We start from the raw sequence: 23,170 nt of genomic DNA on the forward strand, positions 1-23,170 counted from the left end.
CGTAGCCGCGAAACCGAGCCAGAGAATTGATGTGGGGCAGCCATCCGGGTGCTCGCGCACCCGGCAGGGAGCTGCCGGCCCTCCGGGCCTAACGCGCAGTAACTGATGCGACGTCCCGAGCGAAAGGCGACTATCGATCACCGCTTCGCTCAATACCACCTGCTTTGGTGCATCTGGATTAACCCACGGCAATCGTCAGTGCGTCAATCAAGTTGGTTGGGTTCAGTGGCTTTGGGAACCATCGATCGACACTATCGACGCCGTCGCCGCCGACTGAAATCCCGTAGGCTTCGGGCGAAACGCCGCTGACTGCGAACACGGTGGTGCTGTCTAGTTGCCCTTGCGACTGCAGTGTCTTGATAGCGGTCGCACCATCACACTCTGGCATCTGCATGTCGATCAAAAGGTGACGCGGTGCCGGGTTGTCGCGGAAGTAATCAATTGTTTCGGTGCCGTTTGTCAGAGCCACGACATCAACGCCTTTTAGCCGTAAAACGCTGGCAAGCATCTCGCGTTCGTTGGGTTGATCTTCGACCAAGACCACCGAGCCATTGTTTTTTTTGGGACCGTTTTTCAATGGGGGATTCAATGCCTCCTCAGCGTCGAGGCGACCGAGTGCTTCTTGGATCTGGACGAAAACTTCATCAGCTTCTTCAGGCAATGATGCAATCATTAATTCCTTGAAGAGGTGCAAACCAACGCTGACTTGGTGAAGTTCATTGCGAATTCCGTGTCGAACATCGCGAGGCAAAAGGTTTAGTTGTCGCTCAAATGCGGCCTCATCCGTGTGCAGCTCATCACGCAAAATTTTTATTTCACGAGGTGCATCGATACCAATTTTGACTTGGCCTGATTGAACCCGGATAAAATGGATGGTGATTCCAAGTTGCGGGAACACAACTTTGTCTTTGGACCTTCTTGAAAGAACAAGCATGGTTTTTTTCAATTGGAAGTTGGTTGCGGCGGTGTGCGAAAATCCTCTACGAAAATAGACGACATCCAGTCAAATTTCGATCGACGGATTAGCTCTGAACTGAGAGCCTCTGTCAACGAGTAAAGCAAGATTTAGATGATTTGATATGCTTTTCATTCTGGATTCCCCCCTACTTTAACAGGCGAACTTCGTTCTCGATCAAGAACGGCAATGTTGGCCACCAGTTCCGATGGATCGACAGGTTTGACCATGTGCGAATCAAATCCAGCTTCGATCGCCTTTGCCCGATCTTCTTCGCGACCGTAGCCCGTGACTGCTATCAAAATGATATCCTGCCCAAAGGGAAGCTGTCGAATACGGCGGGCGACTTCGTAGCCGTCAACGTCTGGCAACCCTATGTCAACCACCGCAATGTCAGGCCTGAAATCAACTAGTTTCTCCAGTCCTGCGTTTCCGTCTTCGGCTGCCTCGACATCCAGGCCTTTCAGTTGCAATGACCGTGCGACCATGCTGCGGATCCCTGCATTGTCTTCGATCAACAACAGCTTCTTTTCCGTTAGCGTTTCCGTTGGCAGCTTGACCGATTCGGCGGGCGTCATGTCCGTCATTGGCAAGCGAAGCGTGAACGTGCTCCCATGCGAATCTTTTCTGTCCTCCAAATCGACGCTGCCGCCGTGGGCGGACGCAATCATCTTTACCAGCGGCAATCCCAATCCCATTCCGCCTTGGGATCGGTCGAGCGCTTGTTCCGACTGAACAAACAGATCAAAGATTGACTCCGAAAGGTCATGCGACACACCGATGCCGTCATCAACCAAGGTCAGCACGGCATCGTCGCCTTCAGCGTGCAGCGAGTACCGGATCTCGCCGCCCTTGGGGGTGTACTTGGACGCATTGACCAGCAGATTGACTTGGGCCTGCTGAAGACGACCGATATCGCCAAAAACATGCATCGCATCGTTTGGCAATTCGACGAACAACTGTTGTTTCTTTTCGTCCAATTGGTGCTGAACACATTCAGTCGCTTCCATCATCGACTTGCGAAGGTCAAGCACTTCGCGATGCAACACCAGTTTATCATTTGTGATTCGGGCAACGTCCAATAGATCATCCAGCAACCGCGTCAAATGCCGCAGTTGGGTTTCAGCCACATCACGAGCCTCCGCCGCGGTTTCCGAATCGATATCAACTTCTCTTAGCAGCGCGTCGGCATTTAGGATCGCCGATAAAGGATTGCGTAATTCATGAGAGAGCATTGCCAGGAACTCGTCTCGTTTTCTGACCGCATTTTGGACTTCTTCTTGGGCCCGCTTTTCGGCTGAGATGTCTCGGATCACGATTGACGCGCCACTTGCATCGCCCGTCAGCGAAGTAATCGGTGAGATCGTGATTGCGACGTCAATCGTTTCGCCCGACTTCCGCGAGTGTTTCATCAAGACATGACGAAGCGGTTCAGATTTAGAAGATCCACGAATCGTATCTTCAAAGGCCTGGCGATCTTTCGGATCGGCTACCAAATCGCCGATCTGTTTTCCGATCACTTCATTTGACGAATATCCGTAAAGAGCGATTGCACCGCGGTTCCAAGTGCGAATCTTGCCGATCGTATCGACTCGGAAAATAGCGTCATCAGAAGCTTCGACAATTTCAGAAAACTCTGCCAATCGCTGTTCGGTTGCTTTAATGGGCGTGATGTCGATCAACGTCAACAACACTCCATCGACTCGCCCACGTGAAGTATACGGAAGCAATCGCATCAAGTACCAAGCACCCGAAATGTCTTGCACATCTTTTTCAAGCGGTTGCTCGGAATCGAGCACGCTTTGGATGTCGTTGACCAAGTCAGGGTTTCGTAAGTCATGGTTGAACGAATCAATCCGCCGGCCAACATCCTGGGGAATCAACCGAAACGTTCTCGCGATTCCAAGTGTAAACTTACGAAGCTTTAAGTGACGATCCAGGAAAATGGTGTCGACACGAATGCTGTCGAGCAAGTTTTCCATGTCATCGGTCAACTCGGTTAGTTCAGTGATTTTCCGTTGGTGTTCGGAATTGACCGTATAAAGTTCTTCGTTGACGCTGTGCAGTTCTTCATTCGTGCTTTGCAGTTCTTCATTGGACGCGATCAACTCTTCATTGGTCGATTGCATTTCCTCGTTAGCCGATTTCAGTTCCAGGATAGAAGCGTGCAGACTTTCCCTGGTATCACGAAGTTCGGTTTCGAGCGTGGAAACTCGTTCGAGGTTGACATTGTCGGCCGTCAATTCGGCTGGCGTTGGTTGATCGAGCTGAATCTCTGAATCAACAAACGAGATCATCATGTCGGTTCTTCTGGACCTGCGATTACGAATGGGACGAATGGAGACTCGGTAATTCCCAATTTCACCTTCGATTTCGCATTGCAATCCGGCGTAGACGATCGCGTCTTTTTCATCCATGCATCGCTTGATGCCGTTTGCGACTGCGACCCGAAGCGAGTCCGGCAGCATTTGCAGAACGTCTGTCGAAGGGCGTCCCTCTCGCATGGAAAGAAATTTACTGGCACCGGCAAAGACATGCAGAATTTCAGATGTTTCAGTGACCAGAATGCTGGGCGGAATAAACTGGTCGATTAGCTGGTCATAGGTGTCAACCAAACCGCTGACCGACTCGGGCTCCATGTCTCCTTTTATTATTTGGGTCGGCTTCGCATTTCGACTCAAATTCATACTCAAGCGGGACGGTCGTATATTCCCAGCTTTTGAATAGAGCCTCCATTTCTCGTGAATCGTTTGAAACTCATCCGCCAATTCCCCAACGCCTTCGCTGGGACCGAGGAATAGCACGCCGTCTTCATTGAGTCCAAAGTTGAACAGCGACAATACTTTTTGCTGAGCCGTCGGCTTGAGATAGATCAGCAAGTTACGACAGCAAATTAAGTCCAGCCCGGTAAACGGAGCGTCCGACAGAACGTTGTGTTCGGCAAACACGACCATTTTCCGCAAGTGACGACAAACGTGAAAACCTTCGTCGCTTTCACGAAAGTACCGATTGATTCGCTCCTTGGAAACATTTGCCATGCTGATGTCTGAATACACCGCGCGGCTGGCAAACTCGATCGATTTTTGGTGTGCATCGGTCGCAAAGATTTTCACTTCAAGCTGCAAGCCAAGATCTTGCATGACTTCATCAATCAACATTGCCAATGTGTATGCTTCTTCGCCCGTTGCAGTGGGTGCGATCCACGCTCGAAAGGTTCCCGACTCGGCTTTATCTTTCAACAGCTTTGGCAAGACTTCCTTGCCGAGTTCATCGAAGGCTTCGGGATCCCGGAAGAACTGAGTCACACCGATCAACAAGTCCGCAAACAAGCTGTTGAGTTCGTTGGGTTCTTCGTCCAGTTTTTTTAGATAAGCCGCGATGTCTAGGTGGCTATCATCAGAGAGCATTAAACGACGTTCGATTCGCCGCTTGATCATTGACCCCCGATACTGAGTAAAGTCAATCGAAAACTTCATCCGCAACAGTTGCAAAACTTCCGCAACGTCGTCTTGAATGCTGGCTTTCGCACCCGAACTGTGTACTTCACGACGCAACGCATCATTAAGCCGATTGATGACGGTTGGGATTTCATCAATCGACACCACTGCATCGGCGATACCGGAGTCCGCTGCGGCCCGGGGCATGCCATTAAACTTCGCGGTGGTTTCGTTCTGGACGATCACGTAGCCGCCAGCGTCGTGGACATCCAGCACGCCCTGCGAACCGTCACTTCCAGTGCCTGACAGGACGACTGCAACGGCGCGTTGACCAAAGTCTTCCGCTAACGAGCGAAAGAACTGATCAATGGTGGAACTTCCATGACTTTTTAGCTGCCTGTCTTTGAGCCTTAATTTTCCCCCCGACAAAATGATTTCTTTGCCCGCGGGCAGCACGTAAACGTGATTCGGTTTGATTTCGTCGCCGTCGGTGGCGCTGGTGACGGTCAACTGGGTACGCCGCGAAATGATCTGCGGCATCAGGCTTTCAAACTTGGGTGACAAGTGCTGCACCACGACAATCGCCACACCTGGCTCGGCCGGCACGAGCGAGAAAAATGACTCTAGTGCTTCAACGCCACCCGCCGATGCCCCCATCCCCACCACCAAAAATTCGTCATCTTGAAGCTGACGAATGGAGGGTTGAGAACCTGATTTTGACCTGGACTTGGGTGTGGGGGATGATGGCACTTTAAAAAACCTCGGCCTGCGATTGCTTCGATGAGTGGAGATGATTTGTAAATCAAAAAAATGAAAGCGAAAGTCCTTATTCGATATCTTTTTCCTGGGCAATCAGCACTTCGGTCATGTTAACGATGACACCGTTGATCAGGTTGTTTGCGCGGTAAGGGATAATGTCTACCGAAACTAGCGTTCCATCTTTATCACGCGCTCTGGTGTTGAAACGCTCGCCTGTTTGCATGACTTGGTGAATTCGATCAAAAAAATCATCCAGCAAGATTCGCGACGCAAAATTATTTAGCTGTCGCCCCACATCATGCTGCATCAAGTTGAAATAACGACTCGCGGCCGTCGTGAATTTACGGATCCGCAGTTCGTCATCTAGCAAGATCAAACCGACGTTGGAACTGTCAAACAAATTGTTGAAATCGTGAGTCATCTCTTCCAGTTCTTGAACTTTGCGTTGATGCTCGACGTTAACACTGTGAAGCTCTTCGTTGACGCTTTGCAATTCTTCGTTGGTCGCTTGCAATTCTTCATTGGATGCGATCATTTCCTCATTGGCTGCCTGTAGTTCCTGATTGCTAAATTCAAGATCCTGAATCGAGGATCCAAGTGTCAAACGAACGCGGTCAAGCTCCTCTTGAAGAACGGTGTCTGAACTTGCGATGTAGGATTCGGCTGGTTCGGCCCGCTCAGCCCCATTTATAGCGAACGGTTCCTGAAATCGAAGCAGCAATACTGTTTTTTGGTCTACAGAAATGCTGAATGCTTTTACAAATACATCAGCGATACGAGTTCCAGATTTGGTAGTGAGACGAACATTCTTTGCCGCACAGATTCTGCCAATTTCAGCTTCGGCTTGAACCAGAATGGCGTACAGCGCCGACCGAGTGGTGTCGTCAAAATAACTCATCACATCGCCACCGACTTTGCCCGGCGATGTCTTCAAGTATTCACCCGCAGTACCAAACGCTTCCAAGATGCAGTAGCTCGAATCCAGCAATAGCGCCGAGGGAAGGTAATCAGCTAGCAATCGATAAGAGACTTCCGGGATTCGATGCGACCGAGACTGGGCCTCCACCATCTGAAAGGTTCGAGATTCCGGCTTGGCTACCCCTAGGTTTTTTAAGGGAGAATCGGTTTCGCTTTTTTCAAATGGATGATCTTGTTTTCGGAACAGTCGCCAGGTCTTGTCGAGTACCACAAAACCTTCCGCCAGCCGCCCCAACGTTTCGCTGGGACCAAGCATCAACAAACCTTCGTCCTTCATCGCGTACCGGAATCCTGAGATAGCCGCCGCTTGGGCGTCGTCCTGCAGATAAATCAGCAGGTTTCGGCAGATCACCAAATCCATGTTTGTAAACGGCGGATCACTGACCACATTTTGCTTTGCAAAAACAAGATGATTTCGCAATCTTGGCAAAACGCGACACTGACCATCTTCACTGCTTGCAAAGAACCGATCACGCTGCTTTTGTGTCAGGGGCGTCAGGCTTTCGGCGGGATAGACCGCGCGTGTGGCGACATCGAGTGTTCGATCGTGAACGTCGGTTGCAAAGACTTTGAAATGCGGGAGCCTACCGAGGTCATCAAACATTTCATAAATCAGAATCGCCAACGAATAAGCTTCTTCTCCACTGGCGCAACCCGCACACCAGACCCTCATCGGTTCGTCATTACTGGCCGCTTCCACCGCTGACATCAACTCGATCCTTAACGAACTAAACGAAGCGGGGTCGCGAAAGAAACTCGTGACGCCGATCAGCAAATCGTGGTAAAGCCGTGACAGTTCATCGGGTTCGGATTTCAGAATTTCAACATACTGACTCAGTCCACCAAAGCGGCTCAATTGAAGACGCCGATCGATCCGCCTCGCAACGGTGCCGGGCTTGTAGTGCGAAAAATCAATCCCATGTTCTTTGGCCAGCAACGAGAAAATCACTTGGATTTCATTCATCCCGACTAAATCACGATTTGGATCCTTCGATGAACTGCCATCATTTTCTTGGACCGCCCCAGCAACATGCTGACAAATCAGTTCAGCAATGGCGGCAGGGTTAAGTTCATAATCAGCTTCGCCCGTTGCGATGGCATTTTTAGGCATCCCATCAAACTCGGATGAATCGACCGACTGAACCAGTGTCAAACCGGACCACTGATGGACGCTCTTCATGCCCAAGGCACCGTCGCTACCCGTTCCGGACAGGACAACGGCTACCGAATTCGGCCCATATTCGCGTGCAATCGACTCGAAGAAGACATTGATTGGAAGACGCAATGATGCTTTTTCAAACGGTGACAGAACAAACTGGCCTCCATGAATTTCTGCATTCATCCGCGGCGGGTTTAGGTAAACCGTGTTGGGTTGCATCGCCATGCCTGCCTCGATGATTCGAATGGGCATTTCAGTTTGGCGAGACAACAACGTATCCATCACGCTGTCGAAATCTGGCGACAGATGCTGTATCACGACGAACGAACATCCGGTGTCACTGGGGAGCAGCGAAAAGAGTTTTTCGAGCGGACGCAGTCCCCCAGCGGACGCACCGATACCGACAACCAAATTGCGATTTGAAGAGTCGTTGTCGTTATCGTTTTCTTTGATCTTTTGTTCCGCCGAATCCATCTGGATCCGCCAATCAGGTAATGGGGGTGTCAATAATCCGTGTCAATCTTCTCGATGGACCGGTATGGTGAAGGAGACGGTAGTCCCGTGTCCCGGTTCTGATGTTAACCAGATTCGGCCGCCATGCCTTGCAACTATCCGACGAGCGATTGCCAACCCAATCCCGCGGCCAGGCACACCACTCTTGGTCCCAAGTCGCCGGAAAATCGTGAACACATCGTCGCGAAAATCATCATCGATCCCGATGCCATTATCCCTCACTGAAAACTCCCAGAACTCGCCCTGGCGACTCGTGCTGACTTTGATATGCGGCGGATCTTCACCGCAAAACTTGATTGCGTTGTCGATCAGAATGTTCAACAGAGCATAGACCTGACGGGAATCCCCAAAGACGCTGGGAAGTTCACTGATTTCCATCGTTGCACCAAGGCGATCGATCGACTTTTGGTGAAAGGAGATGACATCTTCGATAAGCGATGTCATTCCGACCAGCGAAAACTCCTCGGTTCGTGTGTTGACCCGGGAATACTCCAGCAAACTCTCGATCAGCATGCGAACCGTCTTTGAACTGGCTTGCAGGATCGTGATCGCCCGCCTGACTGGTTCGGATTCGTGCCCGGCAAGTTCTTCGCTAAGAATGTCGCAGTACTGATGGATGTGCCGCAGTGGCGATTGGAAATCGTGTGACACCGCGTAGGCAAAGGAAGGCAATTCTTCGGTAATCGATGACAGCGAAACCATTGCTTCGGCTTCTCGCAGTGCGGTGATATCCGTCAGCGTCAACACGATGCCGTCCACTGTGCCATCTTCACAGCGATAGGGCTGAATCCTTTGCAGGAAAATCTTCCCGCCCCTTCCTTTGACCTCAATCGAAACCGGGTTCTCAGTTGCCAAAACGCTGCCAACTTGTGCAAGCAAGTTGGGGTTATCAAGTTTGTAGGCAATATGGTCGATCGGGCGACCGATGTCCTGCGACATGACATTGAAGGCCGACGAAATCGCGGGCGTATACATCCGAATCTGGAAACGCCGATCCAAGAAAATCGTACCGATCTGAGTGCTTTTCAAGAGGTTGTCCATGTCACTGGTCAACTGCATTAGTTCTTCGATCTTTTGTTTGTGTTCCGCGTTGACGGTGTACAGTTCCTCGTTAACGCTGTGCAATTCCTCGTTGGTTGATTGAAGTTCTTCGTTGGACGCAATCAATTCTTCGTTGGTTGATTGCAGTTCTTCGTTACTCGATTCCAATTCCTCTACGGTGGCCTGCAACGTTTCGCGTGTGTAGGTCAATTCGCGTTCCAGGTGCGTGATTCGATCCGACGAATCATCCGAAACAACGAAAGAAGCTTCGCTGACAGGCAACGCGGCAACTTGCTCTTTTTCCTCCAAGCAAATCAAAAACATCTGCTCTTGCGTCTTCTTGTACGGCTCTACAACCACCGTGAAAAGCTGATCTGACTGGCCGTCAATGTTTGCACGAACATCTTTGTACGCCACACGTTCTTCGGTTTGGTTTGCTTTATGAAGCGCTGCGCTGACAGCCACACGCAACTCTCCCGTGATCATTTTCAGCACGTCCATCGTGGGCTTGCCCTCCGGCTGCGTTAGCAGTTTGCGGGCATCGCCGAACGAATGAACCAATTCAAAAAAACGATTCACCAACAGGCTTGGCGGAACGTATTTCCGCAGCAGGTCTTCGTACGCGTTTGAAACCAGCAGTCCACTGGTCGGCCTGGGCGCACTGGCTACGAAACCGGGGGCGGTGTCGTGAACAATGTTGCTTAGCACCGGCGTCAATGGCATGCGTGTCGAATCGGGCAAACGGATGTCGCGGCATTTGCTGTAGACCCGCCAATGGCGGTCGACCGGTTCGAATTCGTTCTCCAGCTCGGCAAGAGTTTCACTCGGTCCTAGGACTAAGATGCCACCGGTTTTCAACCCAAAGTGAAAGAGCGACAGAATGCGTTTCTGAACTTTGCCTTCAAGGTAGATCAATACGTTACGGCAACTGATCAGGTCGATTTTTGTAAACGGAGGGTCTCTTGTTAAATCGTTAGCGGCAAAGATGACATTCAAACGCAGATCGCGTTTGATGTGTGCCAAACCGTTGTTGACGGTGAAGTAACGCGAACGAAATTCCTCGGGAACGTTATCGAGAGCTGCTTCGGAATAGACCGCGGCGCTGGCTGTTTCCAAAGACCGCTTGTGGACATCGGTGGCGAACACCTTAAAGCCCTGACTGCTTTTCGCTTCCTGTAAAGCATCATGAAACAGCATCGCCATTGAAAACGCTTCTTCGCCGGTGGCGCATCCCGGCACCCAAACTCGCAGCTCATTTTCGCCTTTGGAATCTTTGACGATTTTGGGAATCACCTCGTTCCGCAAAACCTCGAACGCTTCTGGATCGCGAAAAAACTGAGTGACTTCCACCAACAGATCGCGATACAACGCCTCCATCTCTTCGCGGTCCGTCTCCACCATTCGGGCGTACTCGCCAAAGTCGTTGACCTTGGTCAATTTCAGCCGCCGCTCGATCCTGCGATGAATCGTGGCTGGTTTGTAGAGCGAAAAGTCGATTCCAAATTCATGTCGAAACAGCCGGAACAAGGCCAGCAGAGCATTGTCGCTGGTGGTCGGGTCGTTCTCGCCCTCATCGATCGTAAGAGTTTCCCGATCGGGGTTTTGGACATACTCCAAAATCTTGGCTGGCATCGCTTCGGGCGAGCAAATCAGGTGCGTCTTTCCAGTCGCAATTGCGGCACGTGGCATTCCGTCAAAGCCAGACGATTCGGAGCTTTGGGCGATGACCAGGCCGCCGTTATCACTGACGTCAACGAGGCCGCGCGAACCGTCGCTGCCCGTGCCCGACAAAACAATGCTAATCGCTTGCGCCCCCATATCGATGGCAAGCGAACGAAAGAAAATGTCGATCGGCAGGTTGAGCCCACGATGCGAATCTTGGTCACTGAGCAACAACTTGCCATGCGACAACGCCATGTTCTGTTCAGGCGGAATCAAGTAAATCGAATTGCGGTGAACGGGCAATCGATCCGTCACTTTATGGATCGCCATCTTGGTGTGACGAGCCAATAACTCGTCCATCAAACTCTTAAAGTCGGGCGACAAGTGCTGGACAACGACGAACGCCAAACCAGAGTCTGATGGCATGTGATCAAAGAAAGACTCGATCGCTTGCAGTCCACCAGCGGATGCACCAATCCCGACAATGAACCGAGGTTCTAATTCCCCGAGTGATGTATTGCTGGCGTCCATACCAAGCTTCGTAGTTGCATCAGTCACACTAATAATCCAGCTCAGTAATCAACAAGTTAAATTGGTTTCTGCGTTATTGGAATCATGTTAGGCGGGCGGTAACTTCACGACTCGCAACCAAAAATCATGCGTCTTTTGGATCACTTCAAAAAACTGCGATACATCGACCGGCTTGACGATGTATGCGTTTGAATTCAATCCGTAGGTTTCAAGAATATCGTTGTCGTGGTTGGAAGTGGTCAGGACCACAACCGGAATCAGACGAAGCGAAGGGTCCGCGCCGATTTCTCGCAGAACCGCCTTGCCGTCCATCCGGGGCATGTTCAGGTCAAGCAAAATTAAATCGGGTCTTGGTGCATCAGCGAAAGGGGCTTCGCCCCGAAGAAATGCCATCGCTTCGACGCCATCCGTTGCGCGATGAAGCTTGTTGTCGATCTTGCCCTTCAGTAACGCCCGCTCCGTAAGATGTGCGTCTGCGTCACTGTCTTCGACCAGCAAAATATCTATCGGCTTCGCCTCGATTGTCGCCAACGCACTGCCCTGCTTTGAAAATTTGATTGAAAAGAAACTTCGGAATAAAAAACCGCCCGGCCACCTAGGGATCGTCCACAAATAAATCACCGTTCTAGCGGAACGGCGTGCGCCCTGCCGCTAAACTTCAATTCGGTAACTTATTTGTGGACGGTCCTTTAGCGCCGCACGTTTTATCAAAGCACGCTGGTTTCGGTATCGTCATGCTGCCCGCCTTCCCGAGAACCGCTCTGCCAGTGGTGGTGACAGAGATCGTCGATGCTTTCGACGCCAATAGTAGCAAATGAAAAGGATATTGACGACCATCGAAGCTCGTTTTTCACGATCGTTTAATGCCCTCTCCTACCAAAGTTGGTTGAAACATTAACTTATGGACACTCCGCTACGATGGGAGTCCAAGTGGTTACCCTTCAGTTTGTTACTCTGCTGTGATTCCGCCGACGATTCAGCCGACGATTCAGCCAACGATTCAGCCAACTTTGCCCTTAATTCTTTTTTGGGCAGTCATTTGCCGAGGAATTGTCCCGAATTAACTTCATCAGATCCCTATCCACCAAATCCCAACCCGGGTGTGTGCCGTTTGAAACTGTTCTTTTTGGTGCCCCGACGCATCAGCGAGGAAATCCCGCGCCTTAACAGCTCCCTTGCAGAGGCGTTCGGGTTGGAGGAATTGGGAAGTTGTTTCGGGGCAATTCCTTGGCGAATCTCTCCACCGTTTTGCTAAACCAAAAACGCGAATCGAACATGAGTGAACCTCACTCTCTTTTACGCACAATTCTTTATCGAATTATCCCCGCTACGCTGATCGCACTATCAGCGGTTTGGTTGGTGACTCAATACCACCTGCAGAAAACGATTCGTAACGAAGTCGATCAACGAATCACCGAAAAGGCACAGTTGACTTCCACCCTGTTGAGTGATCGTATCAAGCTGTTGCGTTCGTCGGTGGATGTGCTGGCTAAAAACGACTTCATTGTCAATTCAATCGCCGATGGTCGCCAGCATGATCAGCCGATGAACGAATTCTTCGGTTCGCTGCGCATGCCAAGTGCCTCGTTCCGCAGGGCGACGCTGGTTGACCGAGACGGAAAGCTTGTTGCGTCTACCCAGGCGGAACTACCTGTTGAACCAGAGCGGTTCATCGAAACGACGATGCGTTCCAAAGCCTTGGTAGATATCGGCAGCGATCGGATTTTGATCGCATCACCGATTCGAGCCAACGAAACGATCGCGGCAGCTATCGCTGTTGAATATGAAACTGAATCTTTTCTGGATGAGTTTCAAGTAACCAAGGCTTCGGGGCGATTTCGATTTTTACGGCATGATTCTGTGATCTACGATTCGCTTAGCGATCATTTTGAATCGATGGAAACTGATCAATGGATCGCTATAAAGGATCCGTTACCCGGATTCCCACACCTCGCTGCTGAGTTGTCTGAATCGGAAAAGATTGCCTTCTCGTCGCTTCGTTCCGCAAACGTGTTCCTGGGCGGTGGAATCATAGCTAGCTTGCTTGCGCTGTTTCTAGCAATTTTATCAGCGGCAAGAATTGCGACACAGCCTTTGAACCAATTGATAAATGAAGTCTCGGAAATTCGCGAAGAGGAAGATCTGACTCGGCGAGTTAAATCAGGTGGGTCGCTGGAGTTTCATCAGCTCTCCGAATCGTTTAACGAGATGTTGCGATCGCTTTCTGAAACAACCGTCTCGAATGCAGAGCTTCAAGAAAGCGAGAGCCGTCTTCGCACCTTCATCGAGAGCGTTCCCAACGGGATTATCGTGACCGATGCAAGCGGCCACATCACGCTGGTGAACGCTCCGATCGAAAATATGTTTGGCTATTCACGAGCGGAAGTGATTGGCCAAACGGTCGAGATGTTCATGCCCAATGCTTTGCGAGACCAGCACCGTGTTGACCGGCAAAACTACGCCAAGGCGCCTCATCACCGAGCGATGGCGGACCAAAAGTCGCTGTTTGGAATTCATAAAACAGGCAAGAAGGTCCCGCTGGAAATTGGTCTTTCCCCGGTCGTGCTGGCCGATGGGCCAGGAGTTTTGGCATGCGTGGTGGATGTCACTGAGCGAAGCATTCAAGAGAGCCAAAACGAAAAAATGCGACGCGAAACGCAATTGATCCTGGATTCAATTCCCGCCATGGTGATTTACAAGGACGATCAAAATCGAATCCTGCGAGTCAATCAAGCGGCTTCAGAAATGATGGGTGCTCCACCGCAAGAAATTGAAGGGCGGCATGCCAGTGATTTCTTTGTTGAACACGAAAAGTATTTTCTTGATGACCAAGCCGTGATGAAACTGGGCAAACCACGACTGTCGATTGTCGAAGAAATTGTGATGCCAAGCGGAGAAGTTCGCTGGGCGAACCGAGACAAAATTCCCGTGTTCAACGATCACGGCGAGGCGATCGGTGTGATCGCTGTGGTCGATGATATCACCGATTTGAAGCAGGCCAAAGAATCGTTGGAGGCTAGCAACGAAGAACTCAAACGCAGCAACGAAGAACTCGCACAGTTCGCCTACGTTGCATCACACGATCTGCAAGAACCGCTTCGTAAGGTCACGTCGTACTGCACTCTGATTCAAGAAGATTACAAAGACATCCTGGATGACAATGGCCGAACGTATTTGAACTATGTCGTTGATGGTGCTGGCCGAATGCGGACGTTGATACAAGACCTGCTGTCCTATTCCAAGCTTGACTCGGCTCGCGATGAAAATGAGTCGGTTGATTTGAACAAGACAGTCAATCTCGCTCTTGAAAACTTGGCCGAATCAGTCTCGGAGTCCGAAGCCCAGATCACCATGGATTCCTTGCCAATGGTGATCGCAAACGAACGCCAGTGCATTCAGCTATTCCAAAATCTGATTGGGAATAGCTTGAAGTATCGCAGTGCGTCTGCGCCCGTGATTCACATCGCTGCCGAAGAGCGGTCAGGCAACTGGGTGGTCTCGGTTGCTGACAACGGTATCGGGATCGAACCGCAGTATTTTGATCAGATTTTCGGCGTCTTCAAACGCCTGCACAGCATGGATGCTTACGCCGGCACCGGCATCGGGCTGGCGATTTGCAAACGAATCGTGGAACGCTTGAATGGGCGAATTTGGGTGGAATCGACTCCGGGAAATGGATCGACTTTCTTCGTCGAGTTCCCGAAGCCTTCCTAAATGCTCTACACTCTGCGACATGGAAATCATCTCATTGCAATCTGGAAGCAGCGGTAACTGCATTTACGTGGAAACCGATGGTGTGCGTCTGTTGTTCGATGCCGGAATCAGCGGACGAGCGGCCGAAATACGCCTGGCCGAGCATGGAAAAGAAATTCGTGACTGTGACGCGTTAATCATTTCGCACGATCATCGCGATCACATTTGTGCGATGGGCACCTTCCATCGTAAATTTGGATTACCCGTTTACGTGACTCGCCGAACGTTTGATGCGGCGAGGAACCGGATCAAAATTGGCAAGCTGTCGGACGTTAGGCACTTTGTTGCTGGCGAAACGATTCAGTTTGGCAGCGTCCAAGTGGAAACACTTTCGACACCTCACGACGCGGTGGACGGCGTGGTCTTTATTGTTGATGACACCAACCATCGCTTCGGTTTATTGACCGATCTAGGCCATGTCTTTGACGGTCTTAGCGACGCGATGGCATCGTTGGACGCGGTCATTATCGAAAGCAATTACGACCCGGGAATGTTGCGGGACGGGCCGTATCCAGATTTCTTAAAAGATCGGATCAGCGGACCACGCGGTCACTTGTCGAACGAAGATTCCGCCGAACTGCTGAAGTTTGCGTCAGCTTCGCGATTGAAATGGGCCTGCCTGGGACATTTGTCTCAGCAGAACAATGATCCCGAAATCGCAATCAAGACGCATCACCAAATCCTCGGCGATTGTTTCCCCGTAACTTGTGCCGACCGAAAAGCGGTCAGCACGGTGATGACGCTGGCGAAAGAGGAATAACAACTACGCGTCGTGGACGCTGGCGATAACACTCGCTTTGCCGTCTTTCGCCCCGCTCAGGCACTGCCTGGGCTGATGAAAATTTGTCGCTGTCAACTTGCAGCAACCCTTGAAAGTAGGCCGTAGCGAGCCATAGCGAGTTACGGCGGTGGGGCATCATCCCGCGAGTTTTGTTACGCGAGTTTCGTTGCGCGAGTTTCGTTGCGCGAGTTTCGTTGCGCGTGGACGCGCGGGGCGATGCCCACGCGGTTAAACCTTTCACGGCATCGCCCATACCCGGCTGATCGAAACTGGCCGCGATTACTCAGACGCTGGTTCGCCGCTGCCCAGTTGTGCCAACACTTGAAGCACGCCGTTGAGGTGGGCGAGTCTTGGTCCGAACCGATCCACGAATTCGTTCAGCATGTATTCACCTTCGATCAAGTGATCTTCGCTGTCCTGAATTTCTTCGGTCAGACTTGCAAGAAATTCTGTTTGCACTTTGCTGAGCGTCTCGGCGGCCTGGCGACAGGACTTTGAGAGTTCAGGATTCGCATTCTTCCATTGCTGCAATTCACTAGAACGCTGATTCTGAGCGGCATTGTTCTGCTGGACCAAGCTCTCCAGCAATTTGTTTTGCTGTTGCTGGCCGATGGCGATCTGACGAAGCAATTCAACCGCCACACGGTCGTTTGATGCAGGTGGAGCCGCATCAGTCTCTGGCGAAACGTCGATTCTGAACATGGGCGAAATAGGTTCGTGATCGTATGACATATTGAATGATGCTCGCGGGCGCTTTGGGGAAATAGCTAATTTGAGAGTCAGCGGGATCAAATCAGAAACTGCAACTTGCTTGCTTACTATAACCAACGAAAAATTGCGTTGTCGAGCATTCGTTACTCACATTCCCATTTTGTTGGCTCAAGCAGGAAAGAACTGATAGAAACGTCAGCTTTTTCCTTGCTTCTCTAATCATCATCGTGCGTGTTTCACGGGCGAAATCATTCGTGCCGATGCAGGATGACCGCTAAAGTCCGCACAACCGGATGGCCGAAACAGGAAGTGGGACTTCTCGCAAAATCTCGGTCCCATTTCTTTTCACCCTCCCCCTGTGGTTCGGATACGCATGCCCGTCAGTGCTGTCGCTCTTGCCTATTTTACCGTCGTCGAAGATCAACGCACGGGGTGGACCGGAGGACTGCTGCTGCTTAGCAGTGGTGGACGTCCGCTCGAATTCCAATGCACGCTACCTGTTCGCCCTTCGCGTGCCCACGAAATTTTATTCGGTGTTTCACTGCGTGAGCATTTGATCGGTGAAGTCATCGGCCCGTTGCTGGTCAAAAAATGCCGCACGCCAATTTCGATGCTCTGTTGCGACCAACCCGAATCGATGGCGATGGACGGAGTCACCGACTTTCCGATTGCGTTGGTGGTCGATGCGGCGGAAGAAGAAGAGGGACCGATTTCCAGCGACACGCTCACCGGTTGTGGCGACGTCATGCTTGCCGGCACGCAATTGTTGGTCCCGATGGAACAGGTCGAACAGGCAGCCTTGGTCGCCGATCAAATGAAAGATCTCGCCGACGCCAGTGAACCGTTTGAAAGAATTCGCGAAGCCATCAAAGAAGCACACTCACAAATCGCACGCTCTCAACAAGCGAGCCAGCGGGAAGCGGCTTAACGTATCTTTGAAATAGACGTAGGCCGAAACAAGCGAAACGCAGTTCCGGCAATCCAACGCACGATAATGCAGCCGAACAATGCCATTGCCGGAACTTCGCTTCGCTTGTTCCGGCCTACGTCATCACCGACGCAAACGCAATGAAAAACATGCTCAGTTCCTCGGCCGCTCTTACCACCGAAATCGATTCCGCCAACAGTTGGATCGCGGACGACTTGGTTCCCAGCGGAACGCATGAACTATGTTTGGAAACCATCTCACCGCGATCGATCCCGATTAAGGTCTCCAAGATCACGACGCGCACCACCGGGTTTCTGTTTCCAGAAGCCGGACAATGGTTGCCACCCAAGATCCCCGGAACCGCGCCCGCCGATCCGGCTGCGGTCAAGAAGCGATTGAAGTCAATCAAGCGAACTCGCATCAAGCCGCCCGGCGACATCGTCAAGCTGCAAGATCGATTGTTCTATCTATTGCAGCCACCGCTCGATCTGTTGGTCGGCAGCGGGCAATTGAACTTTCCGTTTGAACCGTTTCCCTATCAACTCGATGGCATCGCGTTTTTGTTCCCTCGCTACGCCGCCGTGTTGGCTGATGAAATGGGATTGGGAAAAACGATGCAAGCGATCAGCACGATTCGCTTGCTGCTGTGCAGCGGCCAGGCTCGCAGCGTATTACTCGTCTGCCCCAAACCGCTGGTCAGCAATTGGCTACGTGAATTCAGCGTTTGGGCACCCGAAATTCCGATCATGGCGATCGAAGGCAACGCGGCCAAGCGAGAACTGGCTTGGCGCAGCCCTGAAATTCCCGTCAAAGTCGCCAATTACGAACTGCTGATGCGAGACAAAGACATTGTCCTGGAAAGTGGTTTGCACTTCGACCTAGTCACGCTTGACGAGGCTCAGCGAATCAAAAATCGCAACAGCACAACGGCCGAGATCGTTCGCGAAATTCCTCGTACGCGATCATGGGCGCTCACCGGCACGCCCGTTGAAAATTCACCTGACGATCTGGTAGGAATTTTCGACTACCTGCAACCGGGATACCTGACCGTCGGGATGCCGATGCCAGAAATGGCCAAGCGCGCCGACGATTACATCCTGCGACGCACCAAAGAAATGGTCATGGAAGACATGCCGCCCAAACTGTATCGCGATGCAGAACTGGACTTAACATCAGAGCAATGGACAACCTATGAATCCGCCGAAAAAGAAGGCGTCATTCACTTAGAAGAACTGGAACAGCAGTTGACCATCCAGCACGTCTTCGAGCTGGTTCTGCGTTTGAAGCAGATTTGCAACTTTGACCCAGTCACCGGATCGAGTGCAAAGCTGGAACGTTTGGTCGCCGACATGGAAGAAGTCTCGGCGAGTGGAAAGAAAGCGATCGTGTTTAGCCAATGGGTGGGATCGGTCCAGAAAATGCGACCGGCGCTGGAGCGTTTCAATCCACTGGAATACCACGGAAAAATCCCGCACAAACAACGCGAAACGGTGATCGACGAATTCAAAAACGATCCCAGTCGTAGCGTAATTTTGATGAGCTACGGTGCGGGCAGTGTTGGACTAAATCTGCAGTTCTGTGAGTATGTGTTTTTGTTTGATCGCTGGTGGAATCCGGCCATTGAAGATCAAGCGATCAATCGCGCTCACCGAATCGGTGCCAAGGGCGCGGTAACGGTCACTCGAATGTTGGCGATGAACACGATCGAACAACGCATTGCTTCGGTGCTGGACGCGAAACGCGAGATGTTCAACACGCTGTTTTCACCCGAAGGCGACACGCAAGCCAAACCTAACCACGGCGGCGGACTGACCCGCGACGAAATCTTCGGTCTGTTCGACTTGCGAGCCCCAGGCGGCAAGAAGGTCGCTTGATTCTGGTTTCTGGCAGTCAGCGTCGGCATTTTCATCAAGCGCGTTAGTAGCGCAGACGAAAGCCTCCACCGCAACGCGGGCGAGGCCGGGCGGTCGGGAAGGGGGCAGCGTTGCTAGTAAACCCTCTCCCTCGCTTTGGCTCGACCTCTCCCAAAGGTAGAAGTGTCAGTTTGTTGAGCGGTAGAAATGAAGCAATGCCAATTGCTATTCAACCAAGCAGTTTAACCATTGTCCCAAAATAACTTCCCGGTTTTTCCCGTAGCTGGGACCGCCAGGGTTCAGTCCATCATTAGCTGTTCCCGACTGAACCCTGGCGGGCCCAGCTACAGAAGATTTCACCAAACAAGGAACTTGTTTCTGGACAGGTTCCTTAGCCACTAGCTTTGCATTGCGAGAGCCGGTGTTTGCATCGTCGGAAGCAAGTTTGGCAACAGTGACGTGGGAATGCCTAAACGGTGCGCAAGGTAGCGTAGGAAACCGGCCTCCTGTTCGCCGAAACGCAGCCCGTCGCACAGGGCATCGGCGAACGCTAGCAGCAGAGCTTGGCGATCCGCCGGTGGGACCAAACGCAAAGATTCGACTGCGTCGTCCAAGTCTTCAAATCGGTAAGCGTCAACAGTCAAGATTGGCATCGAGTTTAGCTGAGCGGCTGCCCAGATCTTACCGGCTCTCAGTTCTGCCATCGCACCGCAGCCGCCAAGCGTGACGCCGATTGACGTCACTTCCAGCAGCGGTCGGACGCTGTTGTTAAAGCTGTTGTATTGTGTTGCCGGAAAAGGCACCGGGTTACCGATTGCGTCGGCAAAAATCCGCAGCCAACCCTGGGCGATCCAGTCTTTATCTGACACCAATGACGATAGCTCGTTGATCAAGGGTGCAAGTGACGCCGATTGGTCGGGACCAACGTTCTGCAGTAGTGTTTCCATCAAAGCGAATCGTTGCGCCGGATGAAAATCATCGATCAGAACCCACAACGATGACACCGGACCCGAGTATTGACCATCACTAAGTTGATCGACGCAAATGCGATTCGCTGGATCAAAACAAACAAGCGTTGGCAGGGTCAATACAGCAGCTTCGCTGTCTTGGAACAGTGCGATCAGGGTCGAATCAATGCCCGCAATCGCTGGATCGATCCGTGGATCAGTTCCACTTGCATCGACGAAGTTTTCAGCGTTGGTTGTACCAGTCGCATCGTTGCCTAATGGCGAGCCTGACGAGTGAAGCCTTTCTTCACTGACCCGATCCTTGCTAACCAAGGGCGTGCCATCCCAGGTTCGATCAGTAAGCATAATTCTTTGACTCAGCCGGGGGTGCGTTGAAAACATTCCACCCGAATATCCACTAGCACTTGCAAACATCAGTTGAGCAAATCGCTTTGCTTGGGGACACCGAACGCGACTGCCTTGCGGGTGTCCAAGAATCCGGCGCATCGATTGAGCGACGGGATCCGAGGTCCTGAGTGATTTTCCGGCCCAGCGGTCTGCCTGCATTTTTCGTTTGCGATTCAACTTTGCGACGACCATGGAACTAAACAAGGAACCTGCCAATCCCATCGGCCACAAAGCCATCCCAAGACAAAGGAAGCAGAAGCCCCACTTCAAGGTAAACATTGCCGAAAAGTGATTTCTTGCTGGACACGAGAACATTTGCCAGCCTTTGCGGAGCAACGTTTCCGATGAATACCGCACGCTGTTTGCCGCCATGGAAACAGCGAGCAATCGCATGCTGTGAACCATCTTGTTTGAGCGGATGATCGAAAATTCGTGAGCCAGGATGCCTTTGGCTTGCACATCGTCAAACTGTTTTAGTCCATTAGTGACGACCAAAACAGAATTCTCGGCGCGTCGGCCTAGCACAAACGAATTGATGCCTTCTTCTTTGTGCAAAACAAAAATTCTAGGCACCGGAATTTGAAACGTCTCAGCAAGCTCCTCCGCGGTACTCTGCAGGTTTTCCAATCCGCCTTCCAGCGAAGAAGATTCCAGTTCCAAGCAACCCAGGTCTTCAACAATCGCTTCGCCACCCTTTTTGAGCCGAACGAGATGATAGATAGTTGAAATTTGAATGACAAAAACCGAAACAATTCCACCGAGGAAAAATCCCACCACTCCGTACCAGCCTAAGATCGGAACAGCTTTCATCGCGCTACTAACCAACAGCGACGCTTCCATCTTCAAGCCATCGGGACCGCTGATCGCGTGATGCCAATCAATCCGTGTGAAGCAGACCGCAAAGTCTTTCCAGTCTTCGACCGAAGCACCACTGCTGGCGATCAAATCGGGCAGGTCAGCGCCATAGGCGTCCGCTTGCCATGCGTAGTATTCCAACTGAAGCCCGGTGTACATCATCAGCAACGCAGCCAGGCCGATGCCGGATAAGATGAATGCGGTCAATTGAGTCAGCAGGCTGTAGCAGCCAACGACGAACCAGGATGAAAGCGTACGCATGGTTCTTAGTTCCCTGTTAAGAAGGGGTTCGTTTTAATTCCAGCACGCATCAGCATTTCTTGTTGCTGTTGTTTGCGTTGCATTTCCTTGTCGGCCTCGCTGGTGCTGGTCATCGCCGCCGAATTTGATTGAATCGGTGTCGTGGTCGCGACTGCCGCTGGCAAGCTGCTTGTGACGCTGGTTGGTGACGCAGCAATATTGTCATCAGTGACGTCGTTCGCGGTGGCTTTTCCGACTGCGATTGATGCGTTGAAATCCTGAGGATTGATTTGTTGCGATAGCCATTGAAGCGATTCGTCGAACCCAGCACTTGGAACCTGGCCATGCGATTCGCAATCGACCTCAAAGACGGCTAGGTTTTCTTCGACTGCGTGTGCCATCGCCATAACTTCTGATTTTCGGACGATGCGATCGTTGGGCGAACAAACCAACATGGTCGGTTTGGTATTGATTTCGGCGTGAGCGATTGGCATCGATCGTTTGACTTCCTTCATCAAGAAAGCGACGTCATCGGCAGCAATCCGTGACACTTCAACGCAACTGGCAAAATCCATCATGCAAGCCGGCGCAAAGGCGATGCAACCTTGGATTCGGTCGTCGTGCTGAGCCAACAGCAACGCTTGCTTTCCACCTGAACTTTGACCAATCGAATAGACTTGTTGGGAATCAATTTCGGGGAAGGTTGCCAGCGCGAAATCCAACGCTCGAGTTGCATTGATTAGCCCCGCCTTCGACGCAACGTAGGCGCGAACCATCGTGGCAATCTCGTCTTTGGATGGCTCACGTTCAAAACTAGGTTGGCATCCATCAGTGGCGTACCCAATGACGGCGTAGCCCGCTTGCGCGTACGCGATCATGGGTTCCATATCGTCGTCGGTCAAACTCATGCCCGAAAACAGGTAGGCACCAGGGCCGTTGAAAATCAACGCTGGTGTCTTGCCACTTTGTTGTTCAGGATTATTGCTTTGCTGTTCAGTTTTACTGGGCAACAGAATACGAATCTCGCTTGCGTGTCCGGGTTGTCCCGCTGGAACTGGCAAGGTGACTGCATACTCCATCACGCCGTCAGCAATCCATTGACCATCGGGCCGATCCGGGAAACTGACTGTGGGGACATCCGACAGATCGAATCGGTCCATCGAATCGGGTGCCATCGCGGGCATCTCGAATCCGCATCCAGCCATGCTGATGCAGGCCAGGATTGGCAAGAACCCTACGAGTTTATTAATTGATACAGTCGGTAAAAGTGACATAGAGCGTTCCAGGATCCATGTTGGATTGATTTTCGGGGGGCGAGCTAGACGTCGTCTGTCGAAAAGTAGCTCACGGAAACTGCGTCGCTGCGAAAAACTAATGCTGATCAAAAAACTCTGCTGATTCCCGCCAAACCAAAATGCCGTCCAAATTGCAGCCCGAAATGCCGTCCCACACCCGCGTTCTCTAAGAATGCGTTACATTGCCCGGTGTCACGAATTGTTCCGCTCGTTCGATCGTTAAGAGCGTGCGACTTCTTAGTGTCGCCTTTCGCTGCTATGAGGGAATCTTAGTCAAGGTGAAATTCGGGTTTTCTTTGGAAGTTCCGATTTGCATCGCAAGCTGCTATTCGATCGTACGAGGGGTAGCCCGCAGATCATTCAA

12 protein-coding genes are annotated in these 23,170 nt (G+C 51.6%); 4 read left to right on the plus strand and 8 right to left on the minus strand.

From position 1 onward, the window contains the following. Positions 1-178 precede the first annotated feature (178 nt). The 5 genes from RC85_RS18520 to RC85_RS18540 form a co-directional block, all read right to left on the minus strand. Positions 179-934, minus strand: coding sequence for a carbon storage regulator (locus tag RC85_RS18520; RefSeq protein ID WP_068265525.1), 756 nt, complete (start codon positions 932-934; stop codon positions 179-181). A gap of 152 nt (positions 935-1,086) precedes the next feature. After that, positions 1,087-5,142 (minus strand): chemotaxis protein CheB, encoded by a 4,056-nt coding sequence (locus RC85_RS18525; RefSeq protein ID WP_149753000.1) that lies wholly within the window; start codon positions 5,140-5,142, stop codon positions 1,087-1,089. A 76-nt stretch (positions 5,143-5,218) separates the two neighbouring features. Beyond that, a complete protein-coding gene (locus RC85_RS18530) occupies positions 5,219-7,762 on the minus strand; it encodes a chemotaxis protein CheB (protein ID WP_068265530.1) in 2,544 nt (847 codons plus the stop codon). Between the two features lie 42 nt (positions 7,763-7,804). Then, positions 7,805-11,062 (minus strand): chemotaxis protein CheB, encoded by a 3,258-nt coding sequence (locus tag RC85_RS18535; protein ID WP_149752999.1) that lies wholly within the window; start codon positions 11,060-11,062, stop codon positions 7,805-7,807. Between the two features lie 60 nt (positions 11,063-11,122). Continuing rightward, complete coding sequence (locus RC85_RS18540) at positions 11,123-11,566, minus strand: response regulator (RefSeq protein WP_068265548.1); 444 nt, start codon at positions 11,564-11,566, stop codon at positions 11,123-11,125. A 744-nt stretch (positions 11,567-12,310) separates the two neighbouring features. Between RC85_RS18540 and RC85_RS18550 the strand changes: the two genes are divergently transcribed. Together RC85_RS18550 and RC85_RS18555 are read left to right on the plus strand one after the other, a co-directional pair. Further along, the gene (locus RC85_RS18550; protein ID WP_149752998.1) at positions 12,311-14,749 is read left to right on the plus strand and encodes a PAS domain S-box protein; all 2,439 of its coding nucleotides are present in this window, start codon (positions 12,311-12,313) and stop codon (positions 14,747-14,749) included. Between the two features lie 19 nt (positions 14,750-14,768). Then, entirely contained in the window at positions 14,769-15,548 is a 780-nt protein-coding gene (locus tag RC85_RS18555; protein ID WP_068265536.1) for an MBL fold metallo-hydrolase, read from the plus strand. Between the two features lie 300 nt (positions 15,549-15,848). Here RC85_RS18555 and RC85_RS18560 read toward each other — a convergent pair whose 3' ends face one another. Further along, complete coding sequence (locus RC85_RS18560) at positions 15,849-16,301, minus strand: hypothetical protein (protein WP_068265538.1); 453 nt, start codon at positions 16,299-16,301, stop codon at positions 15,849-15,851. A gap of 352 nt (positions 16,302-16,653) precedes the next feature. Here RC85_RS18560 and RC85_RS18565 point away from each other — a divergent pair, with 352 nt between their 5' ends. Continuing rightward, on the plus strand, positions 16,654-17,208 hold the full coding sequence (locus tag RC85_RS18565) for a hypothetical protein (protein ID WP_068265540.1): 555 nt from the start codon (positions 16,654-16,656) through the stop codon (positions 17,206-17,208). Between the two features lie 140 nt (positions 17,209-17,348). Beyond that, positions 17,349-19,082 carry a DEAD/DEAH box helicase gene (locus RC85_RS18570; protein WP_084422823.1) on the plus strand — a complete coding sequence of 578 codons (1,734 nt, stop codon included), beginning with the start codon at positions 17,349-17,351 and terminating at the stop codon, positions 19,080-19,082. A gap of 377 nt (positions 19,083-19,459) precedes the next feature. On the opposite strand, the gene RC85_RS18575 is transcribed toward RC85_RS18570, so the two are convergent. Together RC85_RS18575 and RC85_RS18580 are read right to left on the minus strand one after the other, a co-directional pair. Next, positions 19,460-21,532 carry a M48 family metallopeptidase gene (locus tag RC85_RS18575; protein WP_068265542.1) on the minus strand — a complete coding sequence of 691 codons (2,073 nt, stop codon included), beginning with the start codon at positions 21,530-21,532 and terminating at the stop codon, positions 19,460-19,462. Between the two features lie 5 nt (positions 21,533-21,537). Next, positions 21,538-22,785 carry an alpha/beta hydrolase family protein gene (locus tag RC85_RS18580; protein WP_149752997.1) on the minus strand — a complete coding sequence of 416 codons (1,248 nt, stop codon included), beginning with the start codon at positions 22,783-22,785 and terminating at the stop codon, positions 21,538-21,540. Between the last annotated feature and the right edge of the window lie 385 nt (positions 22,786-23,170).

This window comes from Rubripirellula obstinata, assembly GCF_001642955.1.
GTDB lineage: Bacteria > Planctomycetota > Planctomycetia > Pirellulales > Pirellulaceae > Rubripirellula > Rubripirellula obstinata.